General features: G+C 56.9%; 12 protein-coding genes. 9 read left to right on the top strand and 3 right to left on the bottom strand.

Going from position 1 to position 14281, the window contains the following annotated elements:
- Window positions 1-44 precede the first annotated feature (44 nt).
- Window positions 45-1871: an ATP-dependent DNA helicase RecQ gene (recQ, locus tag JKP81_RS22300; RefSeq protein WP_200553507.1), complete on the top strand. Its 1827-nt coding sequence runs from the start codon at window positions 45-47 to the stop codon at window positions 1869-1871.
- 61 nt (window positions 1872-1932) lie between these two features.
- Complete coding sequence (rhtC, locus tag JKP81_RS22295; RefSeq protein WP_200553506.1) at window positions 1933-2553, top strand: threonine export protein RhtC; 621 nt, start codon at window positions 1933-1935, stop codon at window positions 2551-2553.
- A gap of 37 nt (window positions 2554-2590) precedes the next feature.
- Here rhtC and rhtB read toward each other — a convergent pair whose 3' ends face one another.
- Window positions 2591-3211, bottom strand: coding sequence for a homoserine/homoserine lactone efflux protein (gene rhtB, locus JKP81_RS22290; protein WP_200553505.1), 621 nt, complete (start codon window positions 3209-3211; stop codon window positions 2591-2593).
- A gap of 109 nt (window positions 3212-3320) precedes the next feature.
- On the opposite strand from rhtB, the gene pldB reads away from it, so the two are divergent.
- The 3 genes from pldB to JKP81_RS22275 all read left to right on the top strand — a co-directional run bounded on the left by pldB (window position 3321) and on the right by JKP81_RS22275 (window position 6143).
- Window positions 3321-4313, top strand: a complete 993-nt coding sequence (gene pldB, locus JKP81_RS22285; RefSeq protein ID WP_200553504.1) for a lysophospholipase L2 — start codon at window positions 3321-3323, stop codon at window positions 4311-4313.
- Between the two features lie 25 nt (window positions 4314-4338).
- On the top strand, window positions 4339-5139 hold the full coding sequence (gene yigL / locus JKP81_RS22280) for a sugar/pyridoxal phosphate phosphatase YigL (protein WP_200553503.1): 801 nt from the start codon (window positions 4339-4341) through the stop codon (window positions 5137-5139).
- Window positions 5140-5243: 104 nt separating this feature from the next.
- Window positions 5244-6143, top strand: coding sequence for a carboxylate/amino acid/amine transporter (locus tag JKP81_RS22275; RefSeq protein ID WP_200553502.1), 900 nt, complete (start codon window positions 5244-5246; stop codon window positions 6141-6143).
- On the opposite strand, the gene metR is transcribed toward JKP81_RS22275, so the two are convergent.
- Window positions 6031-6984 (bottom strand): HTH-type transcriptional regulator MetR, encoded by a 954-nt coding sequence (gene metR, locus JKP81_RS22270; RefSeq protein WP_017459749.1) that lies wholly within the window; start codon window positions 6982-6984, stop codon window positions 6031-6033. The two genes, JKP81_RS22275 and metR, sit on opposite strands and share 113 nt — an antisense overlap.
- Window positions 6985-7219: 235 nt before the next feature.
- Here metR and metE point away from each other — a divergent pair, with 235 nt between their 5' ends.
- The 4 genes from metE (at window position 7220) to JKP81_RS22250 (ending at window position 13322) form a co-directional block, all read left to right on the top strand.
- Window positions 7220-9481 (top strand): 5-methyltetrahydropteroyltriglutamate--homocysteine S-methyltransferase, encoded by a 2262-nt coding sequence (metE, locus tag JKP81_RS22265; RefSeq protein ID WP_200553500.1) that lies wholly within the window; start codon window positions 7220-7222, stop codon window positions 9479-9481.
- A gap of 131 nt (window positions 9482-9612) precedes the next feature.
- Entirely contained in the window at window positions 9613-10590 is a 978-nt protein-coding gene (locus JKP81_RS22260; RefSeq protein WP_200553499.1) for an ABC transporter substrate-binding protein, read from the top strand.
- Between the two features lie 3 nt (window positions 10591-10593).
- Window positions 10594-12306, top strand: coding sequence for an iron ABC transporter permease (locus JKP81_RS22255; RefSeq protein ID WP_234455772.1), 1713 nt, complete (start codon window positions 10594-10596; stop codon window positions 12304-12306).
- The gene (locus JKP81_RS22250) at window positions 12294-13322 is read left to right on the top strand and encodes an ABC transporter ATP-binding protein (protein ID WP_200553496.1); all 1029 of its coding nucleotides are present in this window, start codon (window positions 12294-12296) and stop codon (window positions 13320-13322) included. Before JKP81_RS22255 ends, JKP81_RS22250 begins: the two co-directional genes overlap by 13 nt.
- A 32-nt stretch (window positions 13323-13354) precedes the next feature.
- Here JKP81_RS22250 and JKP81_RS22245 read toward each other — a convergent pair whose 3' ends face one another.
- Window positions 13355-14161, bottom strand: coding sequence for a dienelactone hydrolase family protein (locus tag JKP81_RS22245; RefSeq protein WP_200553495.1), 807 nt, complete (start codon window positions 14159-14161; stop codon window positions 13355-13357).
- Window positions 14162-14281 lie beyond the last annotated feature (120 nt).

Raw genomic sequence — 14281 nt, 5'->3', positions numbered from 1 at the left:
GCTGAAAATAGCGCCTGTTTTTATTTCAGGCAGATGGGGTCAGAGTGGCACAGGCGGAAGTATTGAATCAGGAATCGCTGGCGAAACAGGTTCTGCAAGAGACCTTCGGCTACCAGCAATTCCGCCCGGGCCAGCAGGATATTATCGACACCGTGCTCAGCGGCCGCGACTGCCTGGTGGTGATGCCGACCGGCGGTGGGAAATCCCTGTGTTACCAAATTCCGGCGCTGGTATTAAATGGCCTGACGGTGGTGGTTTCACCGCTCATCTCGCTGATGAAAGATCAGGTCGATCAGCTACTGGCAAACGGTGTTGCTGCAGCATGCCTGAACTCTACCCAGAGCCGCGAACAGCAGTTTGAGGTGATCAACGGCTGTCGCAACGGCCAGATTCGCCTGCTTTATATCGCTCCCGAGCGCCTGATGCTCGACAACTTCCTCGATCAGCTGCGCCAGTGGAATCCGGTGCTGTTGGCCGTGGACGAAGCGCACTGTATTTCCCAGTGGGGCCATGATTTCCGCCCGGAATACGCCGCGCTGGGCCAGTTGCGCCAGATGCTGCCCTCCGTGCCGTTTATGGCGCTTACCGCCACCGCCGATGACACAACCCGCCGCGATATCGAGCGTTTGCTGGGGCTTCACGATCCGCTGATTCAGGTCAGCAGCTTCGACCGCCCGAACATTCGCTACATGCTGATGGAAAAATTTAAGCCGCTCGATCAGCTACTGCGTTATGTGCAGGAGCAGCGCGGCAAGTGCGGCATCGTGTATTGCAACAGCCGGGCGAAAGTGGAAGACACCGCCGCCCGTTTGCAGAGTCGCGGTTTTAGCGCGGCGGCTTACCATGCCGGGCTGGAAAACGCGGTGCGGGCGCGCGTGCAGGAACAGTTCCAGCGCGATGACCTGCAAATTGTCGTGGCGACAGTCGCGTTTGGTATGGGCATCAACAAGCCCAACGTGCGCTTCGTGGTGCATTTCGACATTCCGCGCAATATCGAATCCTATTATCAGGAAACCGGTCGCGCCGGGCGTGACGGCCTGCCTGCGGAAGCGATGCTGTTTTACGATCCGGCGGATATGGCGTGGCTACGCCGCTGCCTGGAAGAAAAACCCGCCGGGCCGTTGCAGGATATTGAGCGACACAAGCTTAATGCGATGGGCGCGTTTGCTGAAGCGCAAACCTGCCGCCGTCTGGTGCTGCTTAATTATTTTGGCGAAGGTCGCCAGGAGCCCTGCGGTAACTGCGATATTTGCCTCGATCCGCCACGTCAGTACGACGGCTTACAGGACGCGCAAAAAGCGCTGTCGGCTATCTACCGCGTGAATCAGCGTTTCGGCATGGGCTATGTGGTGGAAGTGCTGCGCGGGGCGAATAACCAGCGCATCCGCGAGTTTGGCCACGACAAATTACCGGTGTATGGAATTGGTCGTGAGCAAAGCCACGAACATTGGGTGAGCGTGATCCGCCAACTGATTCACTTGGGCTTCGCCACGCAAAACATTGCTCAGCATTCGGCGTTGCAACTCACCGAAGCGTCGCGTCCGCTGCTGCGCGGTGAAGTCCCGCTGATGCTGGCGGTGCCGCGTATGGTGGCGCTGAAACCAAAAGTGATGCAGAAAGCGGCGGTCGGCAACTATGACCGCAAGCTGTTCGCCAAGCTGCGCAAGTTGCGTAAAGCAATTGCCGATGAAGAGAACATTCCGCCTTACGTGGTGTTTAACGACGCGACGCTGATTGAAATGGCCGAGCAGATGCCGCTGTCGCCGGGCGAAATGCTCAGCGTCAACGGTGTGGGGACGCGTAAACTTGAGCGCTTCGGCCAGGAGTTTATGGCGCTGATCCGCGCCCATGTCGACGGCGAAGAAGAGTAGTCAGCCAGCGAAAAAAATGGGAGGATGGTTTCCCCCTGAACTATTTTCCCGCGAGTTATCTATGTTGATGTTATTTCTCACCGTGGCGCTGGTGCATATCGTCGCACTGATGAGCCCCGGCCCCGATTTCTTCTTCGTTTCACAAACCGCTGTCAGCCGCTCGCGCAAAGAAGCGATGATGGGCGTGCTCGGTATCACCACAGGCGTCATGATTTGGGCAGGCGTGGCGCTGCTCGGCCTGAACCTGATCCTCGCAAAAATGGCGTGGCTGCATAACATCATTATGGTCGGCGGCGGCCTGTATTTATGCTGGATGGGCTATCAGATGTTGCGCGGCGCGCTGAAAAAAGATCCACAAAACAGCGACGCGCCGCAGGTTGAGCTGGCCGCCAGCGGACGCAGCTTTATCAAAGGATTACTGACCAATCTCGCTAATCCGAAGGCGATCATTTACTTTGGCTCGGTGTTTTCACTGTTTGTTGGCGATAGCGTGGGCGCTGGCGCGCGCTGGGGTATTTTTATGCTGATTGCGGTGGAAACGTTCGCCTGGTTTACCGTGGTAGCCAGCCTGTTCGCTTTACCTAAAATTCGTCGGGGTTATCAGCGCCTGGCGAAGTGGATTGATGGTTTTGCTGGCGCACTGTTCGCCGGTTTTGGTATCCACCTGATTATTTCCCGCTAAGCGATAAAAGCCGGATAGTCGTTATCCGGCTCTCTTCTCAGGCGTGTCTTGCCGATGCCAGTAGCGCGCCGACCAGCATAAACAACGAACCGAACACTTTGTTCAGCGCTTTCATCTGGCGCGGGCCCTTAATCCATGCCGCAATACGCTGCGCCAGCGTGGCGTAGCCAATCATCACAATGATATCCACCACAATGGTGGTGACGCCGAGCACTACGTACTGCATCACTTGCGGTTGATGCGGAACGATAAACTGCGGGAACAGAGCGGCGAGAAAAACAATGCTCTTCGGATTGGTCAGGTTGACGAATACGGCGCGTTTAAACAAACGCCCGCGCGTTTGGGTCTTCGCCAGAGTATTGAGATCGATAGCGCCAGCGGCACGCCACTGCTGAATGCCAAGCCAAATCAGATAAGCCGCGCCCGCCCATTTCAGCACTTCGAAGGCCAGCACCGAGCGTGAAAATAACGTACCTAAACCGACACCAACCAGCACGATATGAATGCCTAAGCCGGTTTGCAGCCCGGCAATCGACGCCGCCGCGCCGCGATAACCGTGGCTGATGGAAGTGGACATGGTGTTAATCGCGCCGGAGCCGGGGGAAAGGCTCAGAATTAAGGATGTCAGCAGGTAAGCGAACCACCATTCGAAGGTCATGAGAATCTCCCTGGATGTCTGTTTTTATGCCACAATACGCTATTGTCAGCGGAATTTGCTATTGGTCACAAAAAAACGATTTTACATGGCTAAAAGGGGCGAAATCCCAATGTTTCGGCAAAAAACAGCATGGGAAACCAGAGAAAAAGCGTTCGCGGCTTTTACCATGGGGCCACTGATGGATTTCTGGCGTTCGCGGGAAGAAGCGGTCTTTACCGGCGTGGATAATGTGCCGGTCAGTTTTGTCCGTTTTCGCGCGCAAAGTAACGATCGCGTGATTGTGATTTGTCCCGGCCGCATCGAAAGCTACGTAAAATACGCAGAGCTGGCGTATGACCTGTTCCACCTCGGTTATGACGTGTTGATTATCGATCATCGCGGCCAGGGGCGTTCCGGGCGAATGTTATCGGACACGCATCGTGGTCATGTGGTGAATTTCAGTGATTATGTCGACGATCTGGCGGCGTTCTGGGATCAGGAAGTGGCCAGCGGACCATGGCGCAAACGCTATATTCTTGCTCATTCAATGGGTGGCGCTATTTCCACTCTGTTCTTGCAGCGCTATCCGCAAGCCTGCGATGCGATTGCCCTGTGCGCGCCTATGTTCGGCATTATTATTCGCCTGCCGGAATGGATGGTGCGCCCGTTGCTGGACTGGGCCGAAAGCTACCCGAGCCTTCGTGAAGGTTACGCCATTGGCACCGGGAGCTGGCGTCCGTTGCCGTTCGCGATAAACGTGTTAACCCACAGCCGCGAGCGCTATCGCCGTAATTTGCGTTTTTATGCCGACGAACCGCAGCTTCGCGTTGGCGGACCCACCTGGCACTGGGTACGCGAAGGGATCTTAGCCGGTGAACACGCGCTGGCGGGGGCGGAAAAAGACGCCACGCCGACATTGATTATTCAGGCAGAAGAGGAGCACGTGGTCGATAACCGCATGCATCAACGCTTCTGTGAACGACGCGCCGCAGCGGGCCACCCTTGTGAAGGGGGGAAACCGCTGGTCATACAAGGCGCGTACCATGAGATCCTTTTTGAAAAGGACGCCATGCGCTCGGTCGCGCTCAACGCCATCGTCGAATTCTTCGACCGGCATAACTGATGAATTATTGAGGTTAAATTTTCTTATGTACCAGGTTGTTGCATCTGATTTAGATGGCACATTGCTCTCCCCCGACCACACACTGTCGCCCTTTGCCAAAGAAACGTTAAAACTGCTTACCGCGCGCGGCGTCAACTTCGTCTTCGCCACCGGCCGCCACCATGTGGATGTCGGGCAAATCCGCGATAATCTGGGCATTAAAGCCTACATGATCACCTCCAACGGTGCGCGGGTACACGACACCGATGGCAATCTGGTGTTCACCCATAACCTGGATCGCGATATCGCCACCGATCTTTTCGGCGTGGTGCATAACGAGCCGGATATCATCACTAACGTCTACCGCAACGATGAGTGGTTCATGAACCGCCACCGTCCGGATGAAATGCGTTTCTTCAAAGAAGCGGTGTTCCAGTATTCACTGTATGAGCCGGGTTTGCTTGAGCCGGAAGGGATCAGCAAAGTTTTCTTCAGTTGCGAAAGCCATGAAAAATTGCTGCCGCTGGAGCAGGCCATCAACGCCCGCTGGGGCGATCGCGTGAACGTCAGCTTCTCTACCTTAACCTGCCTGGAGGTGATGGCGGGCGGCGTGTCGAAAGGCCATGCGCTGGAAGCGGTCGCGAGCGCGCTGGGTTATAGCTTAAAAGAGTGCATCGCCTTTGGCGACGGCATGAACGACGCGGAAATGCTGTCGATGGCGGGCAAAGGTTGCATTATGGGTAACGCTCACCAGCGCCTGAAAGAGCTGCACCCGGAGCTGGAAGTTATCGGCACCAACGCCGATAACGCCGTACCGCATTACCTGCGTAAGCTGTTTCTCGAATAAGCTTGACGAGTGGTTTTAAATTAACCACTCGTCAACTAAATACTCAAACTTTGCGCAACTGAGTTCGCTACAATGCCTGTCCATTCATCGAAGAGACATTCATTGTGGCGTTACTCATCATCACCACTATTTTGTGGGCTTTCTCTTTTAGCCTGATTGGCGAATACCTTGCGGGTCATGTCGACAGCTACTTCTCCGTGCTGATGCGCGTGGGGCTGGCGGCGCTGGTCTTTTTACCGTTCCTGCGCACGCGCGGTCACCACCTGAAAACCATTGGCCTGTACATGCTGGTGGGCGCGCTACAACTGGGCATTATGTACCTGTTCAGCTTCCAGGCTTATCTCTATCTGACGGTGTCTGAATTCCTGCTGTTTACCGTTTTCACCCCGCTGTATGTCACCCTGATTTACGATCTGCTCAGCAAGCGCGGGCTGCGCTGGAGCTACGCGCTGAGCGCCGGGCTGGCGGTAATTGGCGCGGCGATTATTCGCTACGACAAAGTGAGCGATCACTTCTGGATTGGCCTGATTCTGGTGCAACTGGCGAATATCAGCTTTGCCATTGGTATGGTCGGCTACAAACGCCTGATGGAGACGCGCCCGATGCCGCAACACAACGCGTTCGCCTGGTTTTATCTTGGCGCATTCGTGGTCGCCGTGGTGGCGTGGTTTGTGATGGGTAATCCGCAGAAATTGCCGACCACGACGCTGCAATGGAGCGTGCTGGTGTGGCTTGGCGTGGTGGCATCCGGACTGGGTTATTTTATGTGGAACTACGGCGCCACGCAGGTGGACGCCGGGACGCTCGGCATCATGAACAATGTGCATGTTCCCGCCGGGTTACTGGTTAACCTTGCTATCTGGCAGGAACAGCCGCACTGGCCGAGTTTTATTATTGGTGGTGCGGTGATAATGGCCTCGCTGTGGGTGCATCGCCGTTGGGTCGCTCCGCGCTCCGCACAAACGGCAGATGGTCGCAAGCGTGGTTCCGCGCTGAGCGAATAAACGCTTCCGTTACCGGCTGACGCTGCTCGCCGTCGCGCACGGCGGCGTACAGCCGGCTCCATAATCCTTCGCCCAGGGTTTTGGTCACGACCAGACCCTGGCGCTCAAAACTCTCCACCACCCAGTGCGGCAGCGCCGCAATGCCCATACGCGCGGCAACCATCTGAATCAGCAGCAGCGTGTTATCGACACTTTTCAGCGACGGGCTCACGCCCGCCGGTTGCAGGAAGTGACGCCAGATATCCAGGCGACTGCGCTGTACCGGGTAGATCAGCAGCGTTTCGCTGGCGATATCGTCCGGTGTGATGCGCGCTTTCGCCGCCAGCGGGTGATCCGGTGCCAGCACCAGACGCACTTCAAAATCAAACATTGGTGAATAGTGCAGGCCGCTGCGCGGCAGAATGTCGGAGGTCATGACCAGATCCAGCTCGCCCTGTTGCAGCGCAGGTTGCGGATCAAACGTGACGCCGGATTTGAAATCCATCTCCACTTGCGGCCAGTTCTGGCGGAAGTTCTCAAGCGCGGGCGTTAGCCACTGAATACAGCTATGGCACTCAATCGCGATGCGCAGCGTGGCTTGCTGCGGCTCATTGCAGGCCTGCAGCGCGCGGCTAATTTGCGGCAGCACCTGATTCGCCAGTTGCAGCAGAATTTCACCCTGCGGCGTAAAGCGCAGCGGCTGGCTTTTACGCACAAACAGACGAAAGCCAAGGCGTTGTTCCAGATCGCTGAACTGGTGGGAAAGCGCGGACTGCGTTTGATGCAACGTTGCCGCCGCTGCCGCCAGCGACCCGCTGTTTCGTAACGCCTGTAGCGTTTTCAGGTGTTTAATTTCGATCATGAAAGTCCTTCACTCCGGCATGAACATTTTGCGCTTGAGGAATATACAGTACTTGCGAATTATAGATGTGTAAACATCTGGACGTCTAAAAATCCTGCGTCTTTCGAATTAATGGTGCGTTGGCTGCGCTCATTCACCCCAGTCACTTACTTCAGTAAGCTCCTGGGGATTCATGAACTTGCCGCCTTCCCTTAATCCGAAATCCTTTGGATTAACCCAATTGAAGAGGCTAAAAATGACAATTCTTAATCACACCCTCGGTTTCCCTCGCGTTGGCCTGCGTCGCGAGTTGAAAAAAGCGCAAGAGAGCTACTGGGCGGGTAACTCCACCCGTGAAGAGCTGCTGGCAGTGGGGCGCGAGCTGCGTGCCCGCCACTGGGAGCAGCAAAAAGAGGCCGGTATCGATCTGCTGCCGGTGGGCGATTTCGCCTGGTACGACCATGTTCTGACCACCAGCCTGCTGCTGGGCAATGTGCCGGCTCGTCATCAGAACAACGACGGCTCGGTGGATATCGACACCCTGTTCCGCATTGGTCGTGGACGTGCGCCAACCGGCGAACCGGCGGCAGCGGCGGAAATGACCAAATGGTTCAATACCAACTATCACTACATGGTGCCGGAGTTCAGCAAAGGCCAGCAGTTCAAACTGACCTGGACGCAACTGCTGGACGAAGTTGACGAAGCGCTGGCGCTCGGCCACAAGGTGAAACCTGTGCTGCTTGGTCCGGTCACTTACCTGTGGTTGGGTAAAGTGAAAGGCGAACAGTTTGACCGCTTAAGCCTGCTGAACGACATTCTGCCAGTCTACAAACAGGTGCTTGGCGAGCTGGCAAAACGCGGTATCGAGTGGGTACAAATCGACGAACCGGCGCTGGTGCTGGAGCTGCCGCAAGTCTGGCTGGATGCGTTTCAACCGGCTTACGACGCGCTTTCCGGCCAGCTGAAACTGCTGCTGACCACCTATTTTGAAGGCGTGACGCCGAACCTTGATGTGATCACCGCGCTGCCGGTTCAGGGGCTGCACGTTGATTTGGTACACGGCAAGGACAACGTGGCCGAGCTGCACTCGCGTCTGCCCGCCGACTGGCTGCTCTCTGCTGGTCTGGTGAACGGCCGTAACGTCTGGCGCGCCGATCTCACTGAGAAATATGCGCAAATCAACGAGGTGGTCGGTAAACGTCCGCTGTGGGTTGCCTCTTCTTGTTCTTTGCTGCACAGCCCGATCGATCTGAGTGTTGAAACGCGTCTGGATGCGGAAGTGAAAAGCTGGTTCGCCTTCGCCCTGCAAAAATGCCAGGAACTGGCGCTGCTGCGCGATGCGCTGAACAGCGGTAACACGGAGAAACTGGCGGAATGGAGCGCCCCGATTCAGGCACGTCGCCACTCTACGCGCGTTCACAACACGGCAGTGGCACAGCGTCTGGCGGCGATCACTGCGCAGGACAGCCAGCGCAATAGCCCGTACGCCGAGCGTGCGAAAGCCCAGCGCGCGCGCTTTAAGCTGCCCGCCTGGCCGACCACAACTATTGGTTCCTTCCCGCAAACCACGGAAATTCGCGGCCTGCGCCTGGATTTCAAAAAAGGCAATCTCGACGCGGGCAACTACCGTACCGGTATTGCTGAACACATCAAACAGGCGATTGTCGAGCAGGAACGTCTGGGCTTAGACGTGCTGGTGCATGGTGAAGCCGAGCGTAATGACATGGTGGAGTACTTCGGTGAAAACCTGGATGGGTTCGTCTTTACACAAAACGGCTGGGTGCAAAGCTACGGTTCCCGCTGCGTGAAACCGCCGGTAGTTATCGGCGACGTCAGCCGCCCGGAAGCCATTACCGTGGAGTGGGCGAAGTATGCGCAGTCGCTGACTGATAAACCGGTGAAAGGCATGCTGACCGGCCCGGTGACCATTCTTTGCTGGTCGTTCCCGCGCGAAGATGTGAGCCGCGAAACCATCGCCAAACAGATTGCGCTGGCATTGCGTGATGAAGTGGCGGATCTGGAAGCGGCAGGGATTGGCATTATCCAGATTGATGAACCGGCACTGCGCGAAGGCTTACCGCTGCGTCGCAGCGACTGGGATGCTTATCTGGCGTGGGGCGTGGAGGCTTTTCGCATCAACGCGGCGGTGGCGAAAGATGACACGCAGATCCACACCCATATGTGTTACTGCGAGTTCAATGACATCATGGACTCCATCGCTGCGCTGGATGCCGATGTGATCACCATTGAAACCTCGCGTTCGGATATGGAACTGCTGGAGTCGTTCGAAGAGTTTGAGTACCCGAACGAAATCGGCCCAGGCGTGTATGACATTCACTCGCCGAACGTACCGAGCGTTGAGTGGATCGAAGCGCTGTTGCAGAAAGCGGCGCAGCGTATCCCGGCACAACGCCTATGGGTGAACCCGGACTGTGGCCTGAAAACCCGCGGTTGGCCGGAAACCCGTAGCGCGCTGGCAAACATGGTGAAAGCCGCGCAGAACCTGCGCCAACAGTAAGCTTTACCGCGCCGTCCGGTGTGAAACCGGCGGCGCATCATTCCTCTGTAACAAGCCAACATCGCTTCGGTAACATTTTTGTCAAACTCCCTTGTTTTAATCGTCGCAACGAAAACACAGGGGACTGAACCATGAGTAAAAAAAGTGCGCTGGCGGCGATACTGCTGGCCGTGATCAGTACGTCGGCTTTCGCCAAATCCACTCTGACGCTCTATACCAGCCAGCCCAATGAAGATGCGCAAATGACCGTCAGCGCCTTTGAAAAAGCGCACCCGGACATTGAAGTGAAATGGATCCGCGACGGAACCACCAAGCTGACCGCGCGCTTGCAGGCAGAGTTAGCTGCCGGTGGTGCTGCCCCGGACGTGCTGCTGATTGCCGACAGCGTGACCATGGAATCCCTGAAACAGCAAAACCTGCTGGCACCGTATAAATCACCGCAAGCGACGCGCTTTGATGCGCAGTTATACGACAAAGACGGCTACTACTACGGCAGCAAACTGATCACCACCGGTATTGCGTATCACAGCAAAGCCCCGGTTAAGCCTACCTCCTGGCAGGATCTGCTCAAACCGGAGCTGAAAAACATGACCACGCTGCCAAGCCCGCTCTATTCCGGTGCCGCGCAAATCCACCAGGCGACGCTGATGAACGATCCGGCGCTCGGCTGGCAATACTACGAGAAACTAAAAGAGAACGGTGCGATGCCGCAAAGCGGTAACGGCGCGGTGATGAGCGCGATTGCGTCCGGCAGCAAAGCCTATGGCGTGCTGGTGGATTACATGGCGATCCGCGAAAAAGCCAAAGGCGCACCGATTGAGTTCGTGTTTCCGAAAGAGGGCGTCAGCATTGTTACCGAACCGGTAGCGATGCTGAAAAACGCGAAAAACCCGCAGGCGGCGAAAGCGTTTATCGACTTTGTGCTCTCGGATGAGGGGCAAAAACTGGTGCTCCAGCAGGGCTATCTGCCCGCCGACGCCACCTTGCCGGTTCCGGCCGGGTTCCCGCCGCGCGACAGCATCAAGCTGATGCCGTTTGATGCAGCAAAAGCGTTGGCCGAGACGGAAGCCAATAAAAAACGCTTTGCCGACCTGTTCGGAAACCGCTAGTTGATGACCAGTATGACGCTGCGCCAGCACGCCAGCGGCGGCCCGGCAAAAGGGCTGCTCTGGCTGTTATTGTTTCTTGTTGCGCTACTGAGCCTGCTGCCCAGCCTGCGGTTGCTGTTCTCTGCGCTGGTGGACGGGCGCCACGGTAGCGACAGCAGTTTGTGGCGCGTGATGAATAACCCTTCCACCTGGCTTGCGCTGTGGCACAGCCTGTATACCAGTGGGCTGGGCACGCTGCTGTCGCTGCTACTGGGCAGCCTGTTCGCTTTTTGCCTGGCGCTGACCAATATCCGCCTCAAACAGGTGTGGGTATTTCTGTTTATGCTGCCGATGATGATCCCGCCGCAGGTCACCGCGTTAAGCTGGCTGCAACTTTTTGGGCCGGGCAGCATCTTGCTCAATAGCATTGGTCTTGCGCCGGGGTTTGGCAGCAGCAACCCGCTCTATTCGGCAGAAGGCATCGCGCTTCTGCTCGGTATTCAGCATGCGCCGCTGGTGTTTCTGGCGCTGCGCACCCAGTTACAGTGTTTGCCAAAAGAGCATATTGAAGCCGCCCGGTTGCACGGCGCATCGCTGTGGCGGGTATTCTTCGATATTGTGCTGCCGCTGTGCCGTACCGCGTTGTGGGCCGGGGCGGCGATTGCGTTTGTTTCAGCGCTCGGTAACTTCGGTATTCCGGCGATGCTGGGTATCCCGATTTCCTACTTTGTACTGCCTGTGTATATCTATCAGACGCTTTCCAGCTTTGGCCCGGCGATGCTGAATGACGTGGCGGCGCTGTCGGTGCTGATGGGGATGCTGGCGATTGGTATCGTCACGCTGCAAGGCCACATGCAGCGGCGTTATGCGCTACCGCTGATTGGCATGGCGGGGCGCGCGCTGGGTTTTACCCTCGGTAAATGGCGGCTGGTGGTCGAGTTATTACTGGGGGCGGTGCTGTGTACCATCCTGCTCGCGCCGCTGCTGGCGCTGATTACCACCTCGCTGGTGCCGACGCTTGGCGTATCGCTTAACAGTGAAACCCTTACTTTTGCCGCCTGGCACGGCATCTTTGATGCGCAAAGCGCCACGTTACGCGCGCTCAGCAATAGCCTGTTTTTATCGATCTCTGCCGCCCTGGTGTTGATGCTGCTCAGCCTGCCGCTGGCGTGGCTGCTGGTGCGCTACCCGAACCGGCCGTTGCGCTGGTTGTATTTAATTATCGATATTCCCTATACCTTGCCCGGCGTGGTACTGGCGATTGCCTGTATTCTGCTGTTTGCTCGTCCATTGCCGCTGATCGATATCAGCCTTAGCGGCACGCTGAGCATCATCTTTTTCGCCTACCTCGCACGTTTCCTTACGGTTTGCCTGAAGCCGGTGCACAGCAGCATGCTGCAACTGGATCCCGCAATGGAAGAAGCCGCCAGCCTTGCCGGGGCGAATTTCTCTCAGCGGCTGCGCCATATCGTCCTGCCGTTGCTGGCACCGGCGGCGTTTGCCGGGGCGTTACTGGTATTTCTCACGGCGGTGAATGAACTCACCGTCTCGGCGCTGCTGTGGAGCGCCGGGAAAGAGACGCTGGGCGTAGTGATTTTTAACCTTGATGAGAGCGGCGACAAGGTGCTGGCATCGGCGCTTTCCGTGCTGGTTGTCATCCTTGTGGCACTGGTGATGCTGCTGCTCAGCGCGCTTGGCCGTTATTTACCGAAAGGAGTGATCCCTTGGCAGAGCTGAGACTGGAACATCTACGCAAAGCGTTTGCCGGTCAGACCGTGGTGCGGGATATCAATCTGACCATTCCGCAGGGGGCATTTACCGCCCTGTTGGGGCCAAGCGGCTGCGGCAAAACCACCACGCTGCGAATTCTTGCCGGGCTTGAGACATTGAGCGAAGGGCGCTTATGGCTGGGCGATCGTCTGCTGGCGGATAAAACGCTGCACACACCGCCAGAACAGCGCGATATGGGGATGGTGTTTCAGTCTTACGCGTTGTGGCCCCATATGACGGTTGCTGAGAACGTTGGCTACCCGTTAAAGCTGCGCAACGTGAACGGCGCGGCGCGTCACAAACAAGTGATGGACGCGCTGGAGGTGGTCGAACTGGGTGCTTACGCCGCACGTTCACCACAAGAGTTAAGCGGTGGTCAGCGTCAACGCGTGGCACTGGCGCGCTGCCTGGTCGCAGAACCACAAGTGGTGCTGCTCGATGAACCGCTGGCGAATCTCGATCGCCATCTGCGCGCTACTATGGAACAGACTTTCCGGGATTTTCACCGCCGTACTGGCGCAACGTTTGTCTATGTCACCCATGATCAGGCGGAAGCAATGGCGCTCGCCAGCCATATTGCGGTGATGCACCAGGGCGAACTGATGCAGTGGGGCGCACCGCAAGCGCTGTATCAGCAGCCGCAGAATGGTTGGGTGGCGCGTTTTATTGGGAAGGGCAGCGTGCTGATGCTGGCGACGCCCGCCGGGACGCAACAACTGGATGGCGCACAAATGCATGCGGGTTTGGCGCATACTGGCACAGATCCCCACCAGCCGGTGCTGATTCGCCCCGAACATGTGCAGGTAACGCGTGAGGGTCTGAGCGCTGAGGTGGAAAGCTGTATTTATCAGGGCGAGCGCTATTTGCTTGATTTACGCCTGTGCGATGGGCAAATGCTGAGTGCGTTTCATCATGCACCGCTGCAACGTAAACAGGTAGTGGCGGTACGTTTGACGCAGGGCTGGCGTCTCGAAACAGCATGAGCTGCGCCGGGCGTTTACCCCGGCGCAAAACGTCACTTTTTACTGTACTGCGCAAACCATGCCAGCATCCGTTGCCAGCCATCGGCAGCGGATTCTGCGTGATAGCTTGGGCGATAGTCCGCATTAAACGCATGACCTGCTTCGGGGTAGACGATGATTTCCGCTTTGGCGTTCGCGGCTCTTAGCGCCTGGCGCATGGTTTCCACGCTCTCCAGCGGAATACCGGTATCCTGCGCGCCATATAAACCGAGCACCGGCGCGGTAAGTTCAGTGGCAATATCCACCGGGTGACGCGGAGAATTGAGCGATTTCTCCCCCACCAGTTTTCCATACCAGGCGACAGCGGCTTTCAACTGCGGATTGTGCGCAGCATACAGCCAGGCAATACGTCCGCCCCAGCAAAAACCGGTCACTAAGAGTTGATGAGCGTTCCCGCCGTTACGCGCTGCCCAACTGGCGACGTGATCCAAATCAGCAAGCACTTGCGCGTCCGGCACTTTGCTTACCAGGCCGCTCAGCAGGGTTTGAATGTCGGCGAAATCATTCGGATCGCCCTGGCGAAAATAGAGTTCCGGCGCGATGGCGAGATAGCCTTCGAGTGCCAGACGGCGGCACAGATCGCGAATATGCTCATGCACACCGAAAATTTCCTGTACCACAATGACAATCGGCAAGGGGCCTTCGGCATTTTTCGGCCGGGCGTGAAACGCGGGCATATTTTCGCCCTGTGTCGGAATAGACGTTTCGCCCGCGATTAAGGCGTCTTCCGGCGTGTGAACAACAGTTGAAGCAAGGGGTGAAGCCGCAGGTGCAAAGCCTGGTGTGTTGTTGGTTGTCATGGCATTCTCCATACCTTTTTTAGCGCTTCAATAACTATAGACGGGAAGAGTTGCCGCGCGCGCAAATCACCGTGCCGTAGACTATCTTTGCTGCTGAGTTGTGGGATATGGCGTGTTAAT

Source organism: Kosakonia sp. LAM2021 (assembly GCF_016620385.1).
GTDB lineage: Bacteria > Pseudomonadota > Gammaproteobacteria > Enterobacterales > Enterobacteriaceae > Kosakonia > Kosakonia sacchari.
This window is presented reverse-complemented; position numbering and strand designations above follow the sequence as displayed.